Genomic DNA, 25,917 nt, shown 5'->3' with positions numbered 1-25,917 from the left:
TCCGATTTATAGCCGCATGATGCAATATATGAGTCGCAGCTTGCGACTACAAAACATGAGGAGTGGGGGCCATGAAGCTGGGAAAGCTGAGAGATAACGATAATATGGTCGGTTACATTTTCACCTCCCCATTTATCATCGGATTTCTCGTATTTACTTTATATCCAATTATTTCATCCTTTTATTATTCCTTTACTCATTACGATCTGCTCAGTTCTCCCCGCTGGATAGGGTTTGAGAACTATGAAAAGATGTTTACGAATGACGATAAATTGATGAAATCGTTCCGAGTGACGTTCACTTACGTATTTGCCAGCGTACCGCTGCGGCTAGCTTTTGCGTTAGGTGTTGCCATGCTGCTGAAGGCAGCTGTCAGCGGTATCGGCATATACCGTTCCGCTTATTATATGCCTTCTCTGATCGGCGGCAGCGTGGCGGTGTCCGTCATGTGGACGCAGGTGTTTGGCGACAAGGGACTGTTCAACTCCGTGCTTGGGCTGATCGGCATCAAAACGGACATATCGTGGATCGGCAACCCGGATTCCGCCATCTGGACCTTAGTTGCTTTGTCGGTCTGGCAGTTCGGTTCTTCGATGCTCATTTTCCTCGCCGGACTAAAAAATATCCCGCAGTCGTATTACGAGGCGGCTAGTGTGGACGGTGCCCGCGGGTACCAGCGATTTTTCAGAATTACGCTGCCGCTGCTCAGCCCAATCATCTTATTTAATCTGATCATGCAGACGATATCCGCATTTATGGCATTTACGCCTGCATATATCATCTCCAAGGGACAAGGCGGCCCGCTCGACAATACGCTGCTGTATTCGCTTTATTTGTATCAGAAGGCGTTTTTGCTTTACGATATGGGCTACGCTGCGGCGATGGCCTGGATTATGCTGATCATTATCGGGCTTTTGACGTGGCTTATTTTTAAATCTTCCACTTTATGGGTGCATTACGAAGCGAAAGGGGAATGACGCATGCGAATCGGGAATGTCAAACTTAATCAATATGTCTACCACATTGTCGTCAGCGCTTTGGCTATCGTCATGCTTTACCCTATTCTATGGCTCGCCGCCAGCTCGCTTAAACCCAATAGCGAAATATTTATTAAGGCTTACAGCTTAATCCCCGGCGAAGTGCAATGGAGTAATTACGCCACAGGCTGGAAAGGATTCGGCAGCAACACGTTTGCTACTTTTTTTGCCAACTCGCTTTTTATTGTTGTGCTTTCAACGATTGGCGCAGTCGTGTCTTCGGCGCTAGTCGCGTACGGCTTCGCGCGGATTCCGTTCAAAGGAAAAAACATCTGGTTTACTTGTGCCATGGGGACCATGATGCTGCCGCATGACGTGACCGTCATCCCTCAGTACGTTATGTTTGCCAAACTCGAATGGCTGGGATCGTTTAAACCGATTATCGTTCCGAACTACTTCGGCACTCCGTTTTTTATATTCCTCATTATGCAGTTTATCCGGACAATCCCGCAGGAATTGGACGAGGCGGCTAAAATGGACGGTTGCAGCAGATTCGGCATATTTTTCCGCGTTGTCGTGCCGTTGATTGTGCCGGCTTTGATGACTTCGGCGATTTTCTCTTTCTATTGGCGCTGGGACGACTTCATCAATCCGCTGTTATATCTGAACAGACCGGAGCTGTACCCGGTTTCGCTGGCCTTAAAGCTGTTCCTTGACGGCGAAGCGGTCAACAACTGGGGCGGGATGTTTGCGATGTCGACGCTGTCGCTTGTGCCGATTTGTGTGGTGTTTTTCATTTTCCAAAGATTCATCGTGGAAGGCATCAGCACAAGCGGGTTGAAGGGGTAGGAGTCTGTGGGGCGGAGAAAAATCGTGAATATTTATTCATGCTGCGGTTATTACGGAAAAGGGATGGCACTCCACCGCTCGTGAAAACCGTGTTTATTTTGAATTTACCTTGCGGTAAAAACACGGTTTTCAAGGCGGACGCAAGCTTTCCGTACCATTCCCTTACCCTTCATAACCGAATGAATAAATATTCACAAAATGGATCCGCCCTACAGACTAGTAAAGGAACTATAAAATAGGTAAGTGCTGTTCGTTCGGCTCCGTTCGCGTTATAATGGGGGATGAAACGGAGGAGAACCCATTGAACGGAGTACATTTTGTAGCAGGGACACCAAACGCATACATCCAAGAACCCGGCTTATTGCGGACAGCGGGGGAATGGATCGCGCGTTACGGGAAACGGATTTTTATTGTAACCGGTACGAAATCGTGGAATCAGGCAGGAGAAGCTTTGAGCCAAAGTCTGGATGAGGCGGAAGTGGCCTACGAGGTAGCTCCTTATCGTGGAGAGTGTTCTTATGCGGAAGTCGCCAGACTGCAAGAGCTTGTTGGGCCTGGAGTGGAATTGATCGTTGGCGTTGGCGCCGGCAAGGTTATCGATACCGCCAAAAAATTAAGCAACGATATGAACATTCCGCTGGTCACGATACCGACACTGGCGGCGCAATGCGCTGCGGTGACGAATTTGTCGGTGATGTACACCGACGAAGGCGTATATGTCGATTTTCCGGTGTTTTACAGAAATTCGCTGCTGACGCTGGTTGATACGGAGCTGCTCGCTGCTGCGCCGGTCCGTTATCTCGTGGCCGGGATAGGCGATACGATCGCCAAGTGGTATGAGGCGACCGCTTCGGCAACGGGCAAACCGCATAATTTACCGACCATCGGCGGATTGCAAGCAGCGAAACTTTGTTTCGACACGTTAATTGCTCACAGCAAACAAGCGGTTGCAGACGCCCGCGAAGGCAAAGCGAGCGATGCGCTGGCACAAGTCATCGACGCCGTCATTTTGTTCAGCGGTATTGTCGGCGGGCTTGGCGAAGACAACTGCCGGTCGGCGGCGGCCCATGCGGTGCATAACGGTTTAACCGCGATTCCCGATACGCATCATGCTTATCATGGCGAGAAGGTCGCATACGGGATCCTTGTCCAGCTTGCGCTGGAGAATCGTCCAACAGCCGAAATTGCCGAGCTGCTCGATTTCTATAAAGAAATCGGCCTGCCGCTCAAACTGCGGGAGCTTGGCATCGAACGGGAGTTGACTCCGCAAGATTGGGACAACATGGCCAAGGTGGCTTTGTCCCCGGATGGGACAATGGGCAATATGCCGTTTGCAGTTACCGAGGAATCGGTTATTGAAGCGATTCGGCGTGTAGAGCTGTGGTAAGGAAAGCGGGGCCTAACGAAGCTGTAAATCATAAGGAGGACATATCGGATGAATTATCGTGATCTTGGAAAATCGGGCATTCAGGTTTCAGCACTGACTTTTGGCTGCTGGGAGCTTGGCGGCGGCCCGTGGGAATTTACGAGCGATGAAAACAATAAGCAGGTGCTGCGCGCCGCTTTTGATATGGGCATAACGACGTTTGATACGGCGGAAGGGTATGGCAACGGCCATTCCGAGGAAATCGTCGGGGCTGCTCTTGAAGGGATCCGCAAAGATTGCGTGATCTCAACCAAAGTCAGCCGCGCGAATCTGGCTCCCGCCGATGTGAGAAAATCTGCGGAAGCAAGTTTGCAGCGGCTCAAAACCGATTATATCGATATTTATTACATACATTGGCCAAGCTTTGAGGTGCCGGTGGCCGATACGTTAGCCGAGTTCAACAAGTTGAAAGAGGAAGGTTTGATCCGCGCCATCGGCGTGTCGAATTTCTCGATCGAGCAGTTGCGGGAAGCATCGCAGATCGCCCAAATCGACATCATCCAGCCCGAATTCAGCCTGCTGCACCGCGGCATTGAGCAAGAAGTGCTGCCTTACTGCCGGGACAACGGCATCGGCATCATGAGTTACAGCTCGATTGCCAAAGGCATTCTGACCGGCGCCTTCCATTTTGGCGACAAGCACATTGAGGAAAACGATTTCCGCCGCACCCGCCGGTTGTTCCTGCCGGAACATATCGAAGCGGAAAAAGCGCTGCTGGAGAAACTGAAAGAAATTGCCGACGCCAAGGGAGCGGCGATTTCCCAAATCGCCATCAGCTGGCTGCTGCACCGCGAAGGCTTGACTACCGCAATTGTCGGAACGCAAAGTGTCAAACATTTGCAAGAAAACGCCGATTCGGTGGGGATCAGCTTATCCGCGGACGAGCTGCAGGCTTTAAATGAAGTCAGCGGCCAAGTGCTCGCTATTATTGATGCACAGGCGTAAAACGGATATTTATTTAACCGAACATGGATGCTGGATTTACAAGGGGTGGCCTAAAAGGCCATCCTTTTTGCATTGCCAACATGTATGGTTTGCCTGCCCCGGCATGGTATACTCTGTTCATATGTTAAAGGGAAAGGAAGGCCCTTCATGAATCGAAATCTTTTATATATCGAAGACGATCCGGACATCGGCAAATGGCTGCAAGGCGATTTGAGCGATCGCGGTTACCAAGTCGTATGGCTGACATCCGGCGATCGGGCCGGCGAACATATGCCCCATACCGACCTTGTACTGATGGATGTCATGCTGCCGGGACTCGACGGATTTACGGTTGGGCAGCGGATGAAGAAGGAATATCCGCATGTCCCGATTTTGATGTTGTCCGCAAGGGCCTCGATAGAGGACAAGCTGCACGGGCTGCATTTCGCCGACGATTACGTGACCAAGCCGTTCCATCCCGATGAGCTGGCGGCACGGATTGAAGTACTGCTGAGGCGCGCTGAAAAATCGACTTCGGCGGTTGTTCAACTGCGCCATTTGCAGGTGTTTCCGGAAGAAAACCGGATGATTGATACGCGTAACGATGAAGAAATCATTTTAACGGGCAAGCAGTTTCAAATTTTCTCGTATTTGCTGCGCCACTCGAATCAAATTTTAACGAAAGAACAGATATTCGAAGCGGTGTGGGGCGAGCCCTACATCGAAGGCGATAAAACGCTTATGGTGCATATCCGCCATCTTCGTGAAAAAATCGAAAGCGATCCGGGAAATCCGGAAATTATCGAAACGATCCGCGGTATCGGATACCGGGTGAAGCCATGATATTCGGAAGGAAAATGAAATTCCGGACAGAAATGAAATTCCGTCATTCATTGCTGGCCAAATATTTATTGATTATTGTGATTGCGGTCATGATATGGCCGATCATTATGGTCTCTTCATTGGCCGTTTATTCTGTGCCCAGGATGTTTACCGGCATCCCAACCGAAAACAACATTTACGCAAATAGCGGCACGATCCAAACCATGTGGCATAATGAAGCGGAGAAGCTAAACGGAGCCGATGCAGAAACGATCGACAAGCAGCTCAAGTCGTTAAAGCAGCGTTATCCGCTGGCGTCGATGTTTTGGGTGGATGGAACCGGCGCAACAAAGCTGATGCTCCCCGAGCAGACGGCTTTGCCGCGGCAATGGACGGCAGCAGACAGCATTCAATTTATGAAAGCCAGCACCGACGGCGACCCGTTTACGGTGGTCGCTTTTATCGGCGAAAAGCCGGAGCAAGGGTTTATGACCATTCAAGTGGCCCGTTCGCTTATGAAGCCGGTCCGCTTCGAGCAATCGGACAGCCGGATTCTGATCGCCATTATTTTAAGCATTTTGGCCTTTTTTCTTTTTGCATCTTGGATGTTTTTTTATAAAATCCGCAAGCGGCTTGTGCATTTGCAGGAAGCGATGACGGAGACGGACGATACCGGCATTCCGGAGGCGGTTTCCGTGCATAAACAAGATGAGATCGGCCAATTGGAGCGGGCTTTTAATCATATGATCGATGAATTGACAAGCGGCAGACAACGGGAGAAAGAAGAAGAACATTTGCGCAAGCAGCTGATCGCCAATTTGTCGCACGACATCCGCACGCCGCTGACTACAATCCGCGGACACGCTTATTCTTTGCATAAAGAACCGTTAACGGACAAAGGCAAAGCTTCGCTTGAATTGATCGATCTGAAAATTGACGATTTGGCGCGCCTGATCGAAAATTTGATGTCGTATACGCTTTTGTCGGCGGGGAAATATCCATTGGAGCTGAAAGAAACGGATGTCATCCGGCTGCTGCGCACTTCCGTCGCTTCATGGTATCCCGTATTTGAGAAAGAAGGCATCGCGGCGGATGTGAGCTTGCCGGATCATGCCGTATATTGGCAGGTCGATCCGCAGTGGTTCTCGCGAATATTGGATAATATTTTTCAGAATATCGTCCGGCACGCCAAAACCGGGCGTTACGTGGGTGTTCGTATAGAGCAAGCGGAGGAGGGGAGCGCTGTTGTGATTCAAGACAAAGGACCGGGTATCGAGTCGCAATCTGCCGACAAAGGAGCCGGTATCGGCTTGTCGATCGTCTCGTTAATGGCACGGGAAATGAACCTGAATTGGGAGATTGTCAGTACGGTTCACGGCACCAGCATGTATATTTCCCCGAAAATCTTAAACAAAATTTAAACAAAACGCTCCTTTCTTTTTAACCTGCGGCCGCTACGATATATAGCGGGGTGATCAAAGATGAGCGAATACGTAGTTCAAACTTATCAATTGTCCAAACATTACCGCTCCCGCATAGCGGTGGACAAAGTGAATCTGGAAATCGGCAGAGGCGATATTTACGGTTTTCTGGGGCCCAACGGCGCCGGCAAAACAACGACGATCCGCATGCTGCTCGGATTAATCAAGCCGACCAAAGGATCGATCAGCATATTCGGAAAAGATTTGCAGAAAGAAAAGCTGGCGATTTTGCGCAAGGTGGGCTCGCTGGTCGAATATCCGTCGTATTACGGCCATTTGACGGCTTATGAAAATTTGGAGGCGATCCGCTGCATTCTCGGCGTGCCGAAATCGCGGATTGACGAGGTGCTTGGCATAGTCCGTCTGAGCAAAGAAGCGAAACGTCCGGTCAAAGGGTATTCGCTTGGCATGAAGCAGCGGCTGGGCATAGCGGCCGCGCTGCTGGGCAATCCGGAGCTGCTTGTGCTGGACGAGCCGACGAACGGACTGGATCCTTCCGGAATACTGGAAATCCGTGAGCTGATTAAGGAAATGCCGAAGCAGCACGGCATTACGGTGATGGTATCCAGCCATTTGCTCAGCGAGGTGGAACAAATGGCGACCAAAGTCGGTGTCATCCGCGACGGGGCGCTGGTGTTCCAAGCGCCGATCGAAACGCTCCGGCAGCGGTCCAACAGTAAAATTCGCCTCATTGTGTCTTCGCCCGACAATGCGCTGCAAACCGTACTGTCGATGGGGTGCCGCGCGGAACTTCGCGATGCTGAGCTGCTGCTAGATCATGTTTCCGATGATATCGTCTCCGATGTCGTGGAGCAGCTGGTTTATGCCCGTCATGCCATCTATCGCGTTGAAGAGGTGAAAAAATCACTCGAGGACATTTTCATCGAAATGGTGGGAGAGGGGACAAGCTTATGATCACACGTTTGCTGTCCGCCGATTTGCTGAAAATGCGCCGGAAGGCGATATGGTTTCTGATCTTTCTTGGACCCGTCGGTATCATAACGCTGGAAGCCGTCAATTTTGGCCTGCGTTACGATTATTTGACAGGGCGGTACGCTAACGATCTATGGCGCGGTTTGACCGGCGAGATTCAATTTCTTGTTCCGATCACGCTGCTGCTCGGGATAACGATTGTAGCCTCCATGATTGCCAATATTGAGCATCAGACCCATGCGTGGAAGCAATTGCTGGCGCTGCCGATTTCTCGGGCCGACGTATTTTTTGCCAAATTTGCGCTGTGTGTCATGCTGCTCTGCGTGTCATGTTTGCTGCTTGCGGTTGGTACGATCGGATTAGGAATTGCGCTGCGGTTTGGCGCGGATTTTTCGCTGTCCGGCATTTTGCAAATGAGTTTTTATCCGTTTATAGCCGCTTTGCCTATCGTGGCGCTGCAAATTTGGTTGTCGGTCACGATGAGGAATCAAGCCGTTCCGTTAACCTTCGGTATTGTCGGCGCGGTGTTCTCTCCGTTTTCCATGATGCTGCCGGACTGGCTGTTGTGGAAATGGCCTTTGTTAGCCGGCGGAGCCCTCCAGCCGGAACATTCGGTTTATGCCGGCGCAGCTGCCGGAGCTGTGATATTGGCCGTCGGCATCGTCCATTTCACAAGAAAGGATGTGGACTAACATGCGGACCTTTGCTAATGTCGTACGCTCCGAGTGGCTCAAGATGCGCAAATCGAACATTTGGCTGCTTGTTTTTGTCAGCCCGGTGCTTTCGGCTTTGGCGGGACTTGGCCAGACGTTAAACGAAACGCATGCATGGGAGCAGTTGCTCGCGTCTATGGCCGTACTGCACGCCATATTGTTTCTGCCTTTGCTGACAGGTGTCTTCGCCGCATTTGTATGCCGGTACGAGCACGCCGGAGGCGGCTGGAAGCAGTTGTTGTCGCTGCCGATGTCCCGCACGACGCTTTATGCGGCGAAGTTTGCGGTTGTGGTTGCGATCCTGGCGCTTACGCAGTTATTATTCCTTGCTTTCTTGCTGGCGGTCGGGTATGCAAGGGGCATTCACGAGGCCGTGCCGTGGGTTGTTTTATGGAAAAGCGTGCTGGGGGGATGGATTGCATCGCTGCCTTTGGCCGCTCTGCAATTGTTCGTTTCCGTTGCTTGGGCCAGCTTTGCAGCGCCGCTTGCGTTGAATGTCGTCCTCACGGTTCCGAACATGCTGATCGTGAACTCGTCCGACTACGGGCCTTATTATCCTTGGGCCCAACCGGTGTTGTCGATGATTCCGGCGGCGTCAAAAAACTTCGGCGCGTTTAACGTCTCATTCGAAACGCTGCTGTTTATTATAACCGGCAGTTTTGTGCTTTTTGCAGCCGCCGGCTTGACCTATTTTCAGCGGAAGGAAATATAGGCAGCGATCACCCGTCCATCAGTGGTCATAAGCTGGTGGCGGGTTTCGTTTTGTGCAAAAATGACTGTTTTGCAGTAAAATGTGTCTGAAACCGCTTCAAAGTTTGACCAAATTGTTAATTTTCAGAAAATTTAATCAATTATATTGACTGGCCTATGGTTCGTGTAATAATATTCCATTAGCACCTCCATCAACCTTATAGAGAGATTATAAAAAAGGAGCGGGTAGGAATGGAAGTTACTGCGAACAGCTGCAATGAGGAGTACAACGTATTCATCAAGATGACGCCTTATGAGTTAAATGCCAAGCAAAAACAATACTACGCAGAACTGCACACCCTGCAAAAAGAATTGGATCTCTTGTTGGATGAGTTAAGAGCAGCCGCCAACTTCGGGCAAACATCCGGCTCCGCTTCATTATCCTGCGCATCGTAATCGAACGGCAATGAACATTTGTATCCCGCCCGCCGCCTTATACGTATTCACCTCATCACGTCCATTCAGATGAAATCCTCTTACCAAGCGACACGCATCCGATGTAAACAAAAGGAGCGCTTCCCCGTTACAAGCGAGGCCACTGAAAAAAGTGAACGCTGCATGAGCGAATCATGCTTCCGATCGCCAATTGTCCCCGAATTTCTTGAATGTACCTGCTTGCGGCAGGTGAAATTCGGGGACAAAAGCGAACGCTGGCGCTTCTCCAGCATGATTTCGCTCACTTAAGCTGCTTTTTCAATGGCCCCGTTACAAGCAGGGAGGGCTCCTTTGTTTCTCGATACAACTACGGTTTGCTTAGTACCTTAATACGGACCGGTTTGGATTCGGCCAATACCGTTTCTTTCTCATCGATCACTTTCACTTGTACATCCAGGCTTCCCGGTGAAGCGTACGTCTCCTTAGGCAAAACGACCGTTAATGCGGATTCGCTCTGCCACGTCGTTGGCTGCGGCTTGCCGTCGATCAATACGGTACTGCCGAGTCCAAAAGGTCCGCCTCTCACGATCAGAGTGGAACGGCCCGCATCCGTGCGAAACGAATCGCCGGCGGTAATTTCCTTCGGTTCGTAATCGTTCAAGGCAGGGTCGCCGTACCCCATGGCGATCGACCGCGGACTTTGGTCCGTCAACTCGCCGGCCAGCATCGCCTGCTGCCGCTGTTCGTATTCCTGTAGGTCGGCTTCCTGGATGTGAAACTTCTCGTAGTATTCCTTGGGCGGAATAACGGGAATTTTACGCGATAAATCGTACAAATAATTCGTATAGTCGGTCCCCTGAAGCCCGGCCAAATGGAGAACGTAAGGGCTGAGAAACGAAGGACTGATATTCAAGTCATCACGAGGTTTACCGGCAAAATTGTTCCAGACGATCACCGGTGTACGATGAATTTTGGTCAGGAAATCGGGATCGCTTTCCCCGCTGATGTATTTGGCATCGACATAAACCATGTAGTCGTCTTCGAGAAAAGGCAGATGATCGCCGAAAAAGACGATGACGGTTGGCTCCCCGGACTGGCTGTAATGGCTGACAAGCTGTTCGAGCATCCGGTCGGCGTCGCTGATTCCTTGCGCGTATGTTTCCAGCAGACCGGCGTCGACACGGGGCAGATCTCCTTTGACATCAATCGTATTGTGTTTGAATTTACCGGGCCAGAAATGATAGTGGTTTTCCATCGTATTGGCGTAAATAAAATCGGGACCGTCCGTTTTCTGAGTTTCTTCGATGATCCGTTTGGCGACAGCCCGGTCGGCCAAATAAGGTCCTTCATATTCATTCGGATTAAAAAACTCCATGCTGATAAATCGCGAGAAGCCAAACCGCTGATACGTCTCGCGGCTGTTTGCGAACCAATTGTGGAACGGGCTGATCGCTTTGGCGGTGTAGCCTTGTCCGGACAAAATGCTTGCCAGCGAATCGATATTTGTTTTGACATGCTGCTCGTATGCCACGGTATCCGTCGACAAGAAGCGGACCGAGTTGCCTGTGAGCACCTCAAATTCGACATTGGCGGTGACCCCGCCGAATTGGGGAGAAAACAGCCACCCGCTTGAATATTGCCCAGCCAGCGCATGGAAAAAAGGAATCGGGTCGCGGCTGAACTTGACATTCTCCATTACGGTAGGATCCCAGAACGCTTCGCTGAGCACAACGATAATGTTTGGCTTTTTTTGCAACTGCTCGCCGGAAAGCTGGGAAACGGGGGTGAGCACGATCTTCCGGTTACCGCTTTCATAAAACGAAGAAGTGACGGATAACAGCAGAAGGGCCACTGCAAATAGGCCGCCTAGACGGAAAACGGTTATTCTCGTTCTTGCGTTGATCTTGGAGATTAACTTGAGGCTCATGATTTTCAGGCGATTTAAAATGGACATTCAGAAGCTCCTCGACATCGGTTAGACAAGACGTCCATATTATATCATGTACATGAATGAAAGCGATATATGACGAATAGAAAAGTCGAAAACTGACGTGCGAAAGCCCTCCATCTCCGCTGTGGAAGCGAAAATGGAGGGCTTGTACATGAAATTATTTATACATATAATTACAGCGCACTGCCGCCGAACACAAACCGGTATTCCCAGTGCTTCCCGGCTATCGAATCGATTTTCACACCACCCGACTCCTTGGAGTAGGTATGCAATATTTGTCCGTTGCCCAAATAGATGCCGCAATGGGAGATCGTCTGCTTCGATTTGTTGATGCCGGTATAGTTGGATGCGGCCGTTCCTTTATAATCCATAAAAAACATGATATCGCCGGGTTTCAAGTCCCGCCAGTTTGTTGTTGTGTTGCCCTTCCCTTTTACATAATCGGCTTGGGTGCGCGAGCTGGACGGAAGGGTTATACCCAGCGCATCTTTAAATGCCTGGCGCACAAAATCCGAGCAATCGAATGTTTTGGTGTTGGAACGGTCGGATCCATACTCGTATGGAGTGCCTAAATATTTCTTGCCCGCGGCGATGACTTTGGCTGCCGCGCTGGATGTGGTGCCTGAGCCCGAATTTCCGGAAGAGCCTGATCCGCCGGAGGAGCTGCCTCCTACGGTTATGTATTGCGACTGAGAGCTGACGTAACCGACGGTTCCGTCCGAAGCCTTCACTTTATACCAATAATTGTTGACTTTCTCGAGAATCTGTACTTTTTCCCCGCCTTTTAGATAGCGTATGACAGAGGAGCCGGTATCTGGTTGTGTGCGGAAACTGACGCTGTTGACGATGGTGCCGGTTGACCCGCTGGAAGAGCTTGATCCGCCGGAAGAAGAGCTGCCGCTGACGCTTATGTATTGCGCCTGGGAACTAACGTAGCCGGAAGCTCCGTCGGAAGCTTTTACTTTATACCAATAGCTGTTGACTTGTTCGAGAATTTGCACGGTTTCGCCGGCTTTCAAATAACGCATGACCGAAGAACCGGTATTTGGCTGGGTACGGAAGCTGACGCTGCTGACGATTTTGCCGGTTGAAGCAGCGTTCGCCGTTTGCGCTCCTCCTTGCAGAATTCCAAACGCTAGAGCAGGCAATAAAAGCATAGCTGTCCACTTTTTGTTCATTCTGGTACCTCCATGGGTGTATTGGATTTTTTGTTACTAGTTAACAATAACATGCAACTATGTAAACTTTAAAGTGTAATTATTACCAAATAGACTAGCGTATCTTTCCACCACATACACTTCGCAGGAAATTGGTGAAATTAATGGGGTCAAGTTTCCGGTAAATGTATCCAACTGGGGAGACGGCCCGCATGAAAAAAATGGTTGCCGATCCAATCGGCATATAATATAGTTAAATGTATAAAGATGCTATATTATCAAATAGAGTTTTATAGTATAGAACAAATTTCAGGAGTTTTTTATGCCGATCATTCAATCCGTGGAACGGGCTTTGCAAATACTCGATTTGTTTGACGAACAAAACAGCGAGCTGAAAATAACCGATATCAGCAAAAGAATGAATTTGCACAAAAGCACGGTTCATTCTTTGTTGAAAACGCTGCAGGTTCAGCGTTATATCGAACAGGATGGCGCGTCCGGCAAATACAGGCTGGGCATGAAGTTGTTTGAACGCGGCAATTTGCTGCTCCAGTCGATGGACATTCGCGGTATCGCCCGCAAATATTTGCTCGATTTGGCGGCAAATACCGGGCAAACGGCCAACTTGGTCCTGCTGGACGGTCAAGCCGGGGTTTACATCGATAAAGTGGAAGGACCGCGGGCGGCTATTCGTTATTCCCGCATAGGCCGGCGCATTCCGCTTCATTGCAGTGCCGTCGGCAAAGCGATGGCGGCTTTCATGGGGGAGGCCGAGTTGAAGGAGCTGCTGGCAGGTTACATCTATGAAAAGCAGACCGCCAAAACGATCGGCAGCGAGGTTGAATTCGTGCAGGAGCTTGCAGCCGTCCGGGCTGCCGGCGTAGCGATCGATCATGAGGAGAATGAACCCGGCGTGCGTTGCGCCGCCGTACCGCTGTACAATTATGAAGGGCGGGTTACCGCTGCGCTTAGCATTTCCACATTAACCTCCAGCGTAGATGAAGCGGAGCTGGATTCGTGCATTGCGCTGCTCAGGCAGGCGGCTGCCGACATATCCGCTCAGATGGGCTACAGGGCAAGGTAGCCGAACCCCTGCATCTGCTATACGAGTGCGATTCCCGTGTTTGAAATCGTTTTTAAAGAGCTTCTTACCGCATCGTTGTCACTTCTTCATGGAATCGAAGCTCTTCAACATATTAAGGAGGAATCATCGATGAGAATTATTCGTTTCGCAGGAGAAAGCGGACAGGCGACACTTGCCGCCGTTACGGATGAAGGCGTGGTGTATGCGCTTCCGCAGCAGCATTTTATGGAGTTGGTCACATTGGCCGACGAGCAGGGAACAGAACCGCTGGCGCTCGTGAGACAAACCATAGAGCAATCAAGTCCGCTCGCGGCAAAACTGGAGGAACTGGAGCTGCTTGTGCCGATTGAGGCCCCTGAAGTATGGGCGGCGGGAGTGACTTACGAGCGCAGCCGCGAAGCGCGCAATTATGAAGCCACCGGCGGCAAGCTCGATATCACGACGTTTTACGATAAAGTGTACGACGCCGAACGTCCGGAAATCTTCTTCAAGTCGACAGCGGCGCGTACCGTCGGACCTGAACAGCCGGTGCAGCTGCGCAGCGATTCGCAGTGGCAAATCCCCGAGCCGGAGCTGGGGCTTGTGCTGACAAGATCGGGCCGCATCGTCGGATACACGATTGGCAACGACATGAGCTGCCGCGACATTGAAGGCGAGAACCCGCTTTATTTGCCGCAAGCCAAAATGTGGCGCAATTCCTGTGCGATCGGCCCGGCGATCCGGCTTGCGGAAACTGTCGAAGATCCGTATCAGTTTCAGCTGGCATGCCGTATATTCCGCGGCGGCGTACTTGCTGTGGAGGGCACGGCTTCGACAGGACAACTCAAGCGCAGATTCGATGAGCTGGTATCGTTCTTGTGCCGCGATAATGTTTTGTTTGACGGCACCGTTTTGCTAACGGGAACGTGTATCGTGCCGCCTAACGAGTTCACATTGGCGGATGGGGACCGGATCGAAATCTCCATCTCCGATATCGGGGTTCTGGTGAATCCGGTGCGCGGGGGAGCGACGGCGGAGCATTCGGCTTAAAGCTTCGCGAGCGCTATAATGGGCTTAATGCCGTATGCCGCGGCAAAGATTATAATGGTGTTTCGGCAAGTATTTTTATGCGGAGATCAACAAATTTAAGCGGTATCATTTATTTTGAGGGAGGCCCGATTACATATGAGTACAACGGCAGAACCGAAGTTATGTTTAAACTATATCAACGGCGAATGGAGCGCATCGGCCACCGGACGCACTGAACCAAGCTTGAATCCGGCTAACCGCGGGGATATCGTCGGTTATGTGCAGCTATCGGACATCTCCGACTTGAATAGTGCCGTTGCTGCGGCGAAAGCGGCGGCTCCGGCCTGGAGAAAGCTGTCGGGTGCGGCAAGAGGCGATATTTTATTCAAAATCGCCAACGCAATCGAAGCGCGGCTTGACGATATCGCCAGCACAATGACCCGCGAGATGGGCAAGACATTCCCCGAAGCGAAGGGGGAGACAGCCCGCGGCGTCGCCATTCTGCGTTATTACGCGGGAGAAGGCATGCGCAAAATCGGCGATGTCATTCCGTCGAGCGACAGCGAAGCGCTGATGTTTTCGACCCGCGTTCCGCTGGGTGTGGTCGGCGTCATTACGCCGTGGAATTTTCCTGTAGCGATTCCGATTTGGAAAATGGCTCCCGCGCTTATTTATGGCAATACGGTTGTGTTTAAATCAGCTCAAGAAACGGCCGTCACCGCAGCCAAAATCGTGGAATGCATGCACGAGGCCGGTTTGCCGCGCGGCGTGGTCAATTACGTGATGGGCCGCGGTTCCGTGATTGGACAGGGGATCATCGATCATCCGGACACTAATGGCATCACATTTACCGGTTCGGATACGGTCGGCAAGCAGGTAGGACTTGGCGCGCTGCAGCGCGGGGCCAAATACCAGCTGGAAATGGGCGGCAAAAATCCTGTAATCGTTGCCGACGACGCCGATCTCGATTTGGCGGTGGAAGCGACGATCAGCGGCGCGTTCCGCTCGACCGGACAGAAATGCACGGCCACCAGCCGGGTCATTGTTCAGGCGGGGGTTTACGAAGCTTTTAAAGAAAAGCTGGTCGCCAAAACAAAGGCGATTTCGGTCGGAGACGGCCTTGCGGCCGGTATCTGGATGGGACCGTGCGCCAGCGAATCGCAGCTGAACACGGTGTTGTCGTATATTGATAAAGGCGTTGAAGAAGGGGCTAGCCTGCTGCTTGGAGGCAAACGGCTAACCGAAGGCGGTTTGGAAGCCGGATTTTACGTGGAGCCGACGATTTTTGAAGGCGTCAGCCGGGAAATGACGATTGCGCAAGAGGAAATTTTCGGTCCTGTCATTGGGCTGATGAAGGTGGATACGGTCGAGGAAGCACTGGATGTCGCTAACGATGTGAAGTTTGGTCTAAGCGCCTCAATTTTCACCCGCAACATCGGGCGCATGCTCGAGTTTATCCGCGAAATGGATGCGGGTCTCGTCAGAATTAATGCGGAATCGGCCGGAGTGGAGCTGCAGGCTCCGTTTGGCGGGATGAAAATGTCCAGCTCGCATTCGCGGGAGCAAGGGCAGGCTGCGATCGAATTTTTCACGTCGATTAAAACCGTGTTTGTGAAGCCCTGAGAGGTAAAAAGAGGAAATTCACGTTTCCGATTGCATGGTGCGGTTTGGAAAGTGTGACAATAAACGCCGGAAGAAAGATTACGGCAAGCAAAGCAGATGAGGGACGTGACTCGAGCGCGATCCTGTAAGAAAATATGAAAGAACGTATCACGCAAAAGAAGAGGGCGGCAACCGCTCTCTTCTTTTGTCGGTGGCAAGCGGCCGATAGACGGCGGCAAGCAGGAAACGATACGGATATGCCGAAATGTAATGATGACGGTCTGCCGAATGGCCTGAACCAGCGGATTGCTACTGGAACTACTACGAGAGCAAGGGACGCGGCGGCTATAGGCGGCATACGATAACTCCTGAGGGAGTGATGCTTATGCACCGCATTATCGTAGATCTGACGGACCGGAAACTGCACCTGCTTAACGACAATACCGTCATCCACACGTTTCCCGTGGCCATCGGGCGAATCGCGCTGCAGACCCCGCACGGGGAATTTGTTATTATGAACAAGGTGCCGAATCCGGGCGGCCCGTTCGGAGCTTATTGGATGGGTTTGTCAAAGCCTCATTACGGCATTCATGGGACAAACGACCCTTCTTCAATCGGGAAAATGGTGTCTCACGGGTGTATCCGGATGTTCAACGAACAGGTCGTTTATTTGGCCAGCCAGGTGTCCATCGGCACGAGGGTTACAATTAGATCGTAATCGACCAGAGTAAAAATCATAATCAACCAGTGACAAGTTAACCCATATCACCATCTTACGCACAAGCCGATGCTTCCGATGCCAGTTTTTGCTGGCGCAAAAACTTTTAGGAGTGACAGCAATGAACGCAATCGACAAAAAAATCAAGGAATGGACGGAATACCGGCCTGATTTGACGGCGCAGCCGGATCTAGGCGTATTTTGGGAAGAGAAGCTGCAGCATTTTAAACAAAAACCGCTGAACGTGGTCCGAGAACGGGTGGAGACGCCGTTTCCGCTGATGGAAACTTATCGTCTGACTTACGAAGGTTTTGACGATACGCCCATTCATGGTTGGTATTTGCTTCCCCCCGGCAAACGGGAACAAGTGCCGTGCGTAGTGTTGTTTCACGGCTATACGGGCGGCAAAGGGTTCCCTGAGAAATATGCCCAATGGCTGCTGGCGGGTATCGCCGTGCTTGCTGTCGATGTGAGGGGACAGAGCGGAGAAACGGGAAACCGGCTTGCCCAGTCGCATGGCATGTCGAAAGGCTGGATGACGCAAAATATTTTGGACAAACACAGCTGTTATTATATGGCGATCACGGTGGACGCGTTAAAGGCGGTTGAAGCCGCAGCGGCCCAACCGGAGGTGGACCAAGCCAAAATCGCCGTCGTCGGCGCAAGCCAAGGCGGCGGGTTGTCTTTGATCGCATCGGCGCTTGGCGGGACTCATTCGCTTGCGGTGGCCGATATTCCGAACATGTGCCATATGGATTTGGGCATATTTAATTCGGTCAGCTCGCTGAAAGAAGCTGCCGATTACGTGAGGCAGTTCCCCGAGCACCTGGAGCCGGTGCTGGAGACGCTGAGCTATTTTGATATGCTGAATTTGGCTGATCGCATCCGCATCCCCGTGCTTGTATCGGTAGGTCTAAAAGATCCTGTCTGCATGCCGGAAACGGTGTTTGCCGCTTACAACCGGATCGAATCCGAGAAACTGCTGTATACATACCCGTTCCATGGCCATGAAACGGGCGGCAGACAAAACCGCAGAATGTTCGAATTTATCCGCGGGCATTGGGCGTTGTAAAAAGGAGCTACAGCAGCTGGCGCAGCACGGAATCGACCTTGTCGATGTGCTGGGCCATCAGCTGCGCGGCCTGCGCTTCATCCTGCCGTTTAATCGCGGCGAAAATCGCCGTATGTTCTGCCAGCAGCCGCTGCGCAGAAGCCCGCTCGCCAAAAAACCACAGCCGCCGCGATTCCTTCATGCTGTCCTGCAGCCTTTGATGCAGCGATTCCATCGTCTGCAGCAGCAAGGAGTTACGGGCGCAGCGGGCGATTTGCAGGTGGAAGGCGATATCCGCCTGTTCCCCCAATGCTTCGTCTCCGATAGTTTCGGACATCGTACGCAGTATTCGCTCCAGCTCCTCCACGTCATCATCCGTTCTTCTTGCGGCGGCCAGCGATGCGCAGCCGGTTTCGATAAACTTCCGCATTTCCAGCACTTCACGGAAAGGTTCGCTTTGGTATAAATCCGCCGCGGACGATCTCTCTTTCGGCAGCTCCTTGCTGACGTAGGTTCCGCCGCCTTGCTGAATATCAAGCCATCCCATCGCTTTAAGCCCGCTTAACGCTTCGCGGATCGTCGATCTGCCCACGCCGAAACTGGCGGCAAGGTCTACCACGGAAGACAGCTTTGTTCCCGGCGGCAGCTCGCCGCTTTCTATTCTTGACTTGATTTGCTCCAAAACGATCTCCGACCCTTTCTTCGGCCGGACTTGCTCAAAATTCATGCCGTCAACCCCCTATACAATAATTTAATGATAACGTATAATCGGTGTAAAGTCATCAGATGACCTGATGAAATTTTGAAAAAGTTTTACATATCATGGAGGTGCGGTATGTTAACGGAAGTTACTGTGGGGCAGCTTCGCAAAATTGTAGGCGAAGCGAATTTTCGCAACGATCCGGAGTCGCTTATAGCGCATTCATATGATGCTACGCCGATGGTGCAAGCGCTGCCGGACGGTGTGATCTATCCGTCGTCGGCCGAGCAGGTGTCGGCAATTTTACGCTTATGCAACGAGCAGCGCATTCCGGTGATCGGCCGGGGGGCGGGCAGCAATTTGTGCGGCGGCACGGTGGCCGTTGAAGGCGGCATCATCATGGTGATGAACCGGATGAACAAGCTGATCGAGATCGATCAGAGCAATTTGACGGCCACCGTTCAGCCCGGCTTAAATACGAAAGAGCTGCATATGGCAGTGGAGGCGCTGGGCCTTTTTTATCCCCCTGATCCGGGTTCGATGGTGGTATCTACGATCGGCGGCAATATTATGGAAAATGCCGGTGGCCTGCGCGGCTTGAAATACGGCACAACCAAAGATTATGTCATCGGGCTGGAAGCGGTGCTGCCTTCAGGCGAGATCATCCGCACCGGCGGCAAGCTGTATAAAGACGTGGCGGGTTACGATCTAACAAAGCTGCTTGTCGGTTCGGAAGGTACGCTGGCTATCGTGACGGAAGCGATTCTGAAGCTGCTGCCTGCGCCTAAGTACAAAAAGACGATGCTGGCGATGTACAAAGACATCAATCAAGCGGCGCGCACCGTGTCGCAAATCGTGGGCAACCGGATCATTCCGTCCACGCTGGAGTTTTTGGACAACCCGACGATTCGGGTCGTGGAGGATTTTAACAAAATCGGGCTGCCGCTCGACATGGACGCGATTTTGCTGATCGAACAGGACGGCGGCGATGAAACAGTCGTTGCGAACGACATCGAGCAAATTATCCGCATTTGTTATGAAGAAGGGGCAGCCGAAGTGAAGGTGGCGCAGAACGCGCAAGAGGCCGATAAGCTGATGTTGGCCCGCCGCAGCGCCTTGTCGACACTCGCGCGGATCCGTCCGACAACGATTCTGGAGGATGCCACCGTGCCGCGTTCGCGGATTGCCGACATGGTCACGGAAATTAACCGGATCGCAAAAAAATACAATCTCGAAATCTGTACGTTTGGTCATGCTGGAGACGGCAATTTGCATCCGACATGTCCGACGGACGCCCGTAACGAAGATGAGATCCATCGCGTCGAAGAAGCGTTTGCGGAAATATTCGATGCTGCGATTCAACTGGGCGGGACGATTACCGGCGAACACGGAGTGGGCTTAGTCAAAGCGCCGTATTTGGAATGGAAGGTCGGTACTGCGGGTATTGAGCTGATGAAATCGGTGAAAAGGGCATTTGACCCTAATGGCATCATGAATCCCGGCAAAATGTTTGCCAAGCAATCCCGGAAAAGAGTGGTGGTACAGCGATGAGTTCACAACAGCAAACGATGCCAAAACAGGAGGTGTCCGGCGATTCCCGGCTGCTTGCCGAGCGGATGAAGCTGACGCTGAATTACGACGAGTTGACCAACTGCATGCGTTGCGGCTTTTGTCAGCCGGCCTGCCCCACGTTTAAGGAAACCGGACTGGAAGCGGCTTCGCCGCGCGGGCGGATTGCTTTGATGAAGGCGGTTGTTGACGGTTATATGGCGCCGGATCAGAAGTTCAAAGATCAGATGGATCTTTGTCTCGGCTGTCGCGCTTGCGAGCCGGTATGTCCGTCCGACGTCAAATACGGCCATCTGCTGGAGCAGACGCGGGACGCGATCGAAGAGCATACGGAGCATAGAGCGTGGATCAATGCATCGCGTTCGCTTGCTTTTAAACACTTGTTCCCGCACCCGAAACGGATGCGGATGCTCGGACTTGGCTTGAAGGTATACCAAAAAAGCGGCTTGCGTGCCGCAGTCCGCGGCTTAGGTGTGATGAAGCTGTTTCCGAAACATATGGAGCAGATGGAGCGCATCTTGCCTGATGCTTCGTCGCAAGGCGTCGTGCAGCAGCTTGGCCGCACGATCGTTCCAGCGGTCGGCGAGAAGATTGCCCGTGTCGGCATGTTCCGCGGCTGCATCATGGACGTGTTGTTTACGGAAACAAATGTGAATACGGTGAAGCTGCTGTCCGAATGCGGATTTGAAGTGGTCATTCCGGACAATCAGACGTGCTGCGGAGCGCTTCATGCGCACAGTGGCGAGACCGGACAAGCGAAAGAGCTGGCTAAAGCGAACATTCGCGCATTCCGCGAAGCGGGAGTCGATTACATCATCTCCAATGCAGGGGGCTGCGGCGCGCTGCTGGTCGAATACGACCATCTGCTGCACGACGATGAAACATGGGCTCAGGATGCGGCATGGTTTGCGCAGCGGGTGAAGGATATTAGCCAGATCATTTTGGAAAAAGGGCGCATACCGAAATTCGACGCGTCGGCGGAGCGGAGTCAGGGCACGGCTTTCGCGGAAGGCAGCGGATCAGCCGGAATGAATGGTGTTTCTCAAACGGCCGACAGCTCCGAACTCGTATTCACCTACCAGGATTCGTGCCATTTGCGCAACGTCATGCGTTCAGCGAACGCGCCGCGCAATTTGATGAGCCGGGTTGAACATGCGAAGTTTGTCGAGCTGAAGCAGTCCGACCGCTGCTGCGGATCGGCCGGCATTTATAATTTGATTCAAGCGGAGATGTCGGGGCAAATATTGGACCACAAGATGGAGCATGTGAAAGATACGCAAGCTTCGTATTTGCTGACCAGCAATCCAGGCTGCCTGCTGCAAATGAAGCTTGGCATCGAAAAAGAGCAAATGTCGGGACAGATGCAGGCCGTACACATTGTCGACTTCTTATATGAGCGGATCGCCAAGAAATAATACCAGGCGCCTTTTTTCAGGAATGCCTTACAGCTAATCTCTCCCAAAAATACTGCATCTCCATTTGTCGGCTAACGTCTGACAAGGGGATGCAGTTTTGTTTTTGTATAGTGGCTTTGCCGGATAGCCGCCGCCTATTGGCTTTGTATTTATGCCTGCTTCAAGCTTTGAAAATAAGTGCGATTGTGTAGAATCCGGCTGTCGCTTGGGATAAAAGCCGCTGCCAGTTCGTTGTAACGATTTGCCGTTTCGTTGTCGCCAATTCGGCTGTAGCAGACACAGAGCTGAATAAGGGGCAGCCACGTCCAGCAGGCATGCTGGATCAAAGCTTGGGGATTATCCGGCTTGCTTAGCGAGACGGCTGTTTTATACCAATATATGGCTCCCGGATAATCGTTTTCCATCATATGATAATATCCCAATCTGCAACAATTTTCCGCACGGGGCAGCGTGTAAGCGAAGGATTGCAGCGCTTTGGTTTTGGCCTCGAATATTCTCCCGAGCTTCTCCAAACAATCGCCTGCACGACCGCAGGCATTAATTCTGTCTTCGATCCACCCGTCTGCCCGATTCAGAAACTCCTCGTATTTATGCAATGACCGCTCCCAGAGCTCATGGTCGAACAGCTCGTTTGCATAATAGTACAAATCTCTTGTGGAAAAGTGCAGGTTCTCCTTTTCTTTTTGCTCGTAAACATGGAGATTTCGCGAAGATTGCGTATGTTTCCGGTCATGCGTAACGGCAATATCGGCGTATTCGATTTTTCCGTAAACCTGCAAATATTCATGAATAAAGCCGATCCAGCGAAATCCGTTGGATCGCTTCACCAGCCTGTTTCTGCGCAAGCTGGAGCTTACGTTGCCCGCTTCGTCGAAGGACAAATTGTAATGCATCGAAACGGCGTCGGTATCCCATACCAAAGCTTGCTTTAGAGCACGAAGTTTGACGGCATCCTGTTCCAATAATACGTCGTCGGCATCAAGCCATAAAATATACTCCTGTGTTGCCTGTGCAAAAGCATAATTGCGTGCGGCGGAAAAATCGTCGATCCATATGAAATCGTAGATGCAGTCGGTAAAACGGCTGGCAATTTCTTTGGTGCGGTCTGTAGAGCCGGTATCCACGATGACAATTTCATCGGCGATTCCTTGGACGCTTGAAAGGCAGCGCTCCAACGTATTTTCTTCGTTTTTAACGATCATGCAGAGACTTATCGTAATCGGTTTTTTCCAGGAGCTGAGCTCCCCGGATAAATCTAAACCCCATTTCTCAAAAGCTATCGCCCGGTTCCTAGTAAGCTGCTGACCATACGATGACAGATTGTCGGCATATTCGCCGAATTTCCGTTCGTAACGAACAAAGCAGTTTTCAGCCGCATAAAGCTCGAGACCTTCTTGTAATGCACGGTAGCACAAATCATCGTCTTCGTAAGTTTCCTTCTCAAATCTTTCGTCAAAGCCGCCCAAACGGTCAAAAGCTTCCTTCCGGATCATAATGAGATGGCTTAAGAGCCGCGGCACGCGCTTAAAACGGCCTTTGGTCATGCTCAAGCTGCTGGTGTAATAATGCACAACCTTCGGATTTTCCGTCATTAACGGATAATTTTGCGCGCCGCTGACGGAGTTGCTGACCGGCCCTACCATAGCCGCCTGCTTGTGCTGCTCAAAGCATTCGTTTAATTTGCTGAGCCAACCTTCGCTCACATACATATATTCGCGCATCAGTACAATGTGAGATGAGACGGCGGCAGCTGCCCCGAGATTGTATGCGGCAGCAACACCGGCTCCTTTTTTGGAGTGAACAATGCTGACATCCTTTTGCTGAGCCAACCATTGTTCGATTAACGGGGAAGATTCCTCAAACACTACAATAAGCCGGTATGGATCCTGGGTAGAAAGTCTTATATTTACGATGCATTCCTGAAGCGCTTCAATGTGCTGCGCAAATAATACGATATCCGTCATCGGAACAATCTCCATTCTGTATTGTAAAATCGAGAAGTTTGCAAGTAATCCGCAATTTCCCCCAAAGTATCAGTCGATTGATAATCCTATTGAACTAATCTTATCAAATATTTTGGGAAACTAATAGAACATCATTATGTGAATTATTATACAAAACGTCAAATTTAATCATTTTTTATATTTCATGCGACTAAATTTGTGATATTATTTTACACTGTAGTAAAGTTGCTGGTTCTTAAGGGGGATGAAGAGGGCTCTGAACAATGTGGACATGGAGCCGCTGCTTGGGAGGAATTAGGTCTTAAGTCTTATGATTCATGGCGATGTTATCTTTCTCTATCAATAATTTTTAGGAGGCATGAAATGCGATATCAAATCAAAAAATCGTCAGCAGCCATGGCACTGCTCGTCTCATTATCCCCGGCAACGCAAATCGCCTCGGCGGCGACACCCGACTTCAAAGATACCGATACAGCCCCTTGGGCTACGAAGTACATAACCAAATTGGCGCTGCTTGATATTATCGCCGGCGACAATGCGGGCATGTTTAATCCGCAAAGCGACGTGACTAAGCAAGAAACGGTGCTTATGCTTATCCGCCTATTGGGACTGGAAAAAGAAGCGGCTCAAGAAACTTCGGCAAATCCGGCATTAACAGCCGATGATTGGGCCAAATCCGCCGTTTCCTTGGCGATGAAAAAAGGTCTGCTTACCGTTCAAGATGAGTCGTCATCTTCCGGTATTTGGGGACAGCAGCCTGCCAGCAGAGAGTGGGCAACTAAGGTTATTATCCGTGCAATTGGTCGTCAGGCCGATGCGGAACGACTCGCAGGTAACACCGGGGTATTTAAAGATACTTCGGATATTACGCCTTCTCTGCGGGGATATGTCAATGCAGCGGCAAGCTTGAAGATCGTTGAAGGTTTTGCGGATAACAATTTTAAACCGAAGGATTTAATTACCCGGGCTCAGATGGCCGCGGTTTTAAGCAACGCGTTGCCTTACATTAGCAGCGGAAATACGGACACTTCCGTAAAGCTGTCCAATACGGTTATGAACGGCATTTTGTCCGCATTTGACAAGAATAGCGTGACTGTAACCGCAGGCGCCGATTCTCAAAAATTTGTACTTATTGCAAGCACTCAATATTACGATAAAAATTCGGCCCAACCTCAGAACTTCGACGCGCTTAAAGTAGGTCAACTTGTTTCCGTGGTGCATAAAGATGGCTTTGCTTACTTGATCGAACTGCCGGGCACTGCTGCAACCCAACCGCAAACCCAACCGCCTGCCGGGGTACAAGGCGAATCGACGTCAGTCGGACCAGCAGGTCCGCAAGGCCCGGCGGGACCAGCCGGAGCTCAAGGCGAAAAGGGCGAGAAGGGTGAAAAAGGAGACAAAGGGGATACCGGGCCGTCAGGACCGTCGGGATCCGGCGGTTCCATGGGGATTCAAGGTCCGGTCGGTCCGCAGGGTGAACCGGGAGTGACAGGTGCAACCGGAGCGACAGGAGCTGCGGGGGCCAATGGAGCAGTAGGTGCCACAGGAGCACAGGGTCTGCAAGGGATACAAGGTGTAACTGGAGCGACAGGTGTAGCTGGCCCGACTGGGGCAACGGGTATCACGGGAGCCACTGGTGCAACAGGAGCGGCAGGTGTCACCGGCCCTACGGGAGCCACTGGTGCCACCGGAGCGGACGGAGTAACTGGCCCAACCGGAGCGACAGGTGCCACCGGCCCTACTGGCGCAACCGGAGCCACGGGAGATATCGGTCCGACAGGCCCAACAGGTGCCACCGGAGCGACAGGGGATATCGGTCCAACTGGCCCAACAGGTGCCACCGGAGCGACAGGTGCAACCGGAGCCACGGGAGCTACTGGTGCCACCGGAGCCGGAGCGATTATTCCGTTTGCTTCCGGTTCTCCCATAACTATTTCAACAATAGCTGGCGGTTTGACTGGCAGTGTGGGCTTAATTGGATTCGGCAATAATAATGGCACCGATTCTGTCACCATATCGGGCGGGACTATTGACCTAAACAATGCATCCGGTAAACCGATATATTATGCTTTTACTGTTCCACGCAGTGGGACGATCACATCAGTTGCAGCATTCTTTAGCAATACTACTGCGTTGTCATTGGTAGGATCCACGATCACATTGACGGCACAATTATTTAGTGTTAGTTCAGGGGTTAGTAATAATAGTTTTACTGCGATTCCTGGCGCAATTGTAACGTTAGCTCCTCCATTTACAGGCGTACTGAGTATTGGTACGGTAACCAGCGGTTTAACTACAGGCTTGAGCATTCCCGTTACTGCAGGAGATCGCCTGCTTATGGTGTTTTCCGCAACTGCTACTGGATTATCTTTGGTCAATTCGCTAGCAGGTAATGCAAGCGCAGGTGTCAGTATCGACTAAATATTGTCTAGCGGAAAGGAGGATTGG

At 51.4% G+C, this 25,917-nt stretch carries 23 protein-coding genes; 18 read left to right on the top strand and 5 right to left on the bottom strand.

Annotated features, from left to right (window positions below):
- The first annotated feature begins 71 nt into the window (after window positions 1-71).
- The 10 genes from EYB31_RS10355 to EYB31_RS10310 all read left to right on the top strand — a co-directional run bounded on the left by EYB31_RS10355 (window position 72) and on the right by EYB31_RS10310 (window position 9,271).
- Window positions 72-977 carry a carbohydrate ABC transporter permease gene (locus EYB31_RS10355; RefSeq protein WP_131013219.1) on the top strand — a complete coding sequence of 302 codons (906 nt, stop codon included), beginning with the start codon at window positions 72-74 and terminating at the stop codon, window positions 975-977.
- Window positions 978-980: 3 nt separating this feature from the next.
- Entirely contained in the window at window positions 981-1,826 is an 846-nt protein-coding gene (locus tag EYB31_RS10350) for a carbohydrate ABC transporter permease (RefSeq protein ID WP_131013218.1), read from the top strand.
- A 301-nt stretch (window positions 1,827-2,127) separates the two neighbouring features.
- A complete protein-coding gene (locus EYB31_RS10345) occupies window positions 2,128-3,213 on the top strand; it encodes an iron-containing alcohol dehydrogenase family protein (protein ID WP_165452324.1) in 1,086 nt (361 codons plus the stop codon).
- A gap of 48 nt (window positions 3,214-3,261) precedes the next feature.
- Entirely contained in the window at window positions 3,262-4,197 is a 936-nt protein-coding gene (locus tag EYB31_RS10340; RefSeq protein WP_131013216.1) for an aldo/keto reductase, read from the top strand.
- A gap of 147 nt (window positions 4,198-4,344) precedes the next feature.
- Complete coding sequence (locus EYB31_RS10335; RefSeq protein ID WP_131013215.1) at window positions 4,345-5,019, top strand: response regulator transcription factor; 675 nt, start codon at window positions 4,345-4,347, stop codon at window positions 5,017-5,019.
- A gap of 14 nt (window positions 5,020-5,033) precedes the next feature.
- Window positions 5,034-6,419 carry a HAMP domain-containing sensor histidine kinase gene (locus EYB31_RS10330; protein WP_240762272.1) on the top strand — a complete coding sequence of 462 codons (1,386 nt, stop codon included), beginning with the start codon at window positions 5,034-5,036 and terminating at the stop codon, window positions 6,417-6,419.
- A gap of 60 nt (window positions 6,420-6,479) precedes the next feature.
- On the top strand, window positions 6,480-7,394 hold the full coding sequence (locus tag EYB31_RS10325; protein WP_131013213.1) for an ABC transporter ATP-binding protein: 915 nt from the start codon (window positions 6,480-6,482) through the stop codon (window positions 7,392-7,394).
- Entirely contained in the window at window positions 7,391-8,104 is a 714-nt protein-coding gene (locus tag EYB31_RS10320; protein WP_131013212.1) for an ABC transporter permease, read from the top strand. The genes EYB31_RS10325 and EYB31_RS10320 overlap by 4 nt, the downstream gene beginning before the upstream one ends.
- Before the next feature lies 1 nt (window position 8,105).
- Window positions 8,106-8,837: an ABC transporter permease gene (locus EYB31_RS10315; protein WP_131013211.1), complete on the top strand. Its 732-nt coding sequence runs from the start codon at window positions 8,106-8,108 to the stop codon at window positions 8,835-8,837.
- A 230-nt stretch (window positions 8,838-9,067) separates the two neighbouring features.
- Complete coding sequence (locus EYB31_RS10310; RefSeq protein ID WP_131013210.1) at window positions 9,068-9,271, top strand: hypothetical protein; 204 nt, start codon at window positions 9,068-9,070, stop codon at window positions 9,269-9,271.
- Window positions 9,272-9,351: 80 nt separating this feature from the next.
- Here EYB31_RS10310 and EYB31_RS40150 read toward each other — a convergent pair whose 3' ends face one another.
- The 3 genes from EYB31_RS40150 to EYB31_RS10300 all read right to left on the bottom strand — a co-directional run bounded on the left by EYB31_RS40150 (window position 9,352) and on the right by EYB31_RS10300 (window position 12,379).
- On the bottom strand, window positions 9,352-9,555 hold the full coding sequence (locus EYB31_RS40150; RefSeq protein ID WP_165452323.1) for a hypothetical protein: 204 nt from the start codon (window positions 9,553-9,555) through the stop codon (window positions 9,352-9,354).
- A 62-nt stretch (window positions 9,556-9,617) separates the two neighbouring features.
- Complete coding sequence (locus EYB31_RS10305; RefSeq protein ID WP_240762270.1) at window positions 9,618-11,204, bottom strand: LTA synthase family protein; 1,587 nt, start codon at window positions 11,202-11,204, stop codon at window positions 9,618-9,620.
- 170 nt (window positions 11,205-11,374) lie between these two features.
- The gene (locus EYB31_RS10300) at window positions 11,375-12,379 is read right to left on the bottom strand and encodes a C40 family peptidase (RefSeq protein ID WP_131013209.1); all 1,005 of its coding nucleotides are present in this window, start codon (window positions 12,377-12,379) and stop codon (window positions 11,375-11,377) included.
- Between the two features lie 301 nt (window positions 12,380-12,680).
- On the opposite strand from EYB31_RS10300, the gene EYB31_RS10295 reads away from it, so the two are divergent.
- The 5 genes from EYB31_RS10295 to EYB31_RS10275 all read left to right on the top strand — a co-directional run bounded on the left by EYB31_RS10295 (window position 12,681) and on the right by EYB31_RS10275 (window position 17,842).
- Window positions 12,681-13,442, top strand: coding sequence for an IclR family transcriptional regulator (locus tag EYB31_RS10295; protein ID WP_131013208.1), 762 nt, complete (start codon window positions 12,681-12,683; stop codon window positions 13,440-13,442).
- Between the two features lie 129 nt (window positions 13,443-13,571).
- Window positions 13,572-14,471, top strand: coding sequence for a fumarylacetoacetate hydrolase family protein (locus EYB31_RS10290; protein ID WP_131013207.1), 900 nt, complete (start codon window positions 13,572-13,574; stop codon window positions 14,469-14,471).
- A 135-nt stretch (window positions 14,472-14,606) separates the two neighbouring features.
- Entirely contained in the window at window positions 14,607-16,073 is a 1,467-nt protein-coding gene (gucD, locus tag EYB31_RS10285; protein WP_131013206.1) for an alpha-ketoglutaric semialdehyde dehydrogenase GucD, read from the top strand.
- A 358-nt stretch (window positions 16,074-16,431) separates the two neighbouring features.
- Window positions 16,432-16,770 (top strand): L,D-transpeptidase, encoded by a 339-nt coding sequence (locus tag EYB31_RS10280; RefSeq protein WP_131013279.1) that lies wholly within the window; start codon window positions 16,432-16,434, stop codon window positions 16,768-16,770.
- Between the two features lie 121 nt (window positions 16,771-16,891).
- Entirely contained in the window at window positions 16,892-17,842 is a 951-nt protein-coding gene (locus EYB31_RS10275) for an acetylxylan esterase (RefSeq protein ID WP_131013205.1), read from the top strand.
- Window positions 17,843-17,849: 7 nt separating this feature from the next.
- Here the strand turns inward: EYB31_RS10275 and EYB31_RS10270 are convergent, their stop codons facing one another.
- Complete coding sequence (locus EYB31_RS10270; protein WP_131013204.1) at window positions 17,850-18,548, bottom strand: FadR/GntR family transcriptional regulator; 699 nt, start codon at window positions 18,546-18,548, stop codon at window positions 17,850-17,852.
- A gap of 108 nt (window positions 18,549-18,656) precedes the next feature.
- Between EYB31_RS10270 and EYB31_RS10265 the strand changes: the two genes are divergently transcribed.
- A complete protein-coding gene (locus EYB31_RS10265; RefSeq protein WP_131013203.1) occupies window positions 18,657-20,072 on the top strand; it encodes an FAD-binding oxidoreductase in 1,416 nt (471 codons plus the stop codon).
- Window positions 20,069-21,505, top strand: coding sequence for a (Fe-S)-binding protein (locus tag EYB31_RS10260; RefSeq protein WP_131013202.1), 1,437 nt, complete (start codon window positions 20,069-20,071; stop codon window positions 21,503-21,505). The genes EYB31_RS10265 and EYB31_RS10260 overlap by 4 nt, the downstream gene beginning before the upstream one ends.
- A 149-nt stretch (window positions 21,506-21,654) precedes the next feature.
- Here EYB31_RS10260 and EYB31_RS41410 read toward each other — a convergent pair whose 3' ends face one another.
- The gene (locus EYB31_RS41410) at window positions 21,655-23,469 is read right to left on the bottom strand and encodes a glycosyltransferase (RefSeq protein WP_165452322.1); all 1,815 of its coding nucleotides are present in this window, start codon (window positions 23,467-23,469) and stop codon (window positions 21,655-21,657) included.
- Window positions 23,470-23,832: 363 nt separating this feature from the next.
- Between EYB31_RS41410 and EYB31_RS41240 the strand changes: the two genes are divergently transcribed.
- Window positions 23,833-25,890 (top strand): exosporium glycoprotein BclB-related protein, encoded by a 2,058-nt coding sequence (locus EYB31_RS41240; protein ID WP_131013200.1) that lies wholly within the window; start codon window positions 23,833-23,835, stop codon window positions 25,888-25,890.
- The last annotated feature ends 27 nt before the right edge of the window (window positions 25,891-25,917 follow it).

This window comes from Paenibacillus thalictri (assembly GCF_004307995.1).
GTDB lineage: Bacteria > Bacillota > Bacilli > Paenibacillales > NBRC-103111 > Paenibacillus_AF > Paenibacillus_AF thalictri.
This window is presented reverse-complemented; position numbering and strand designations above follow the sequence as displayed.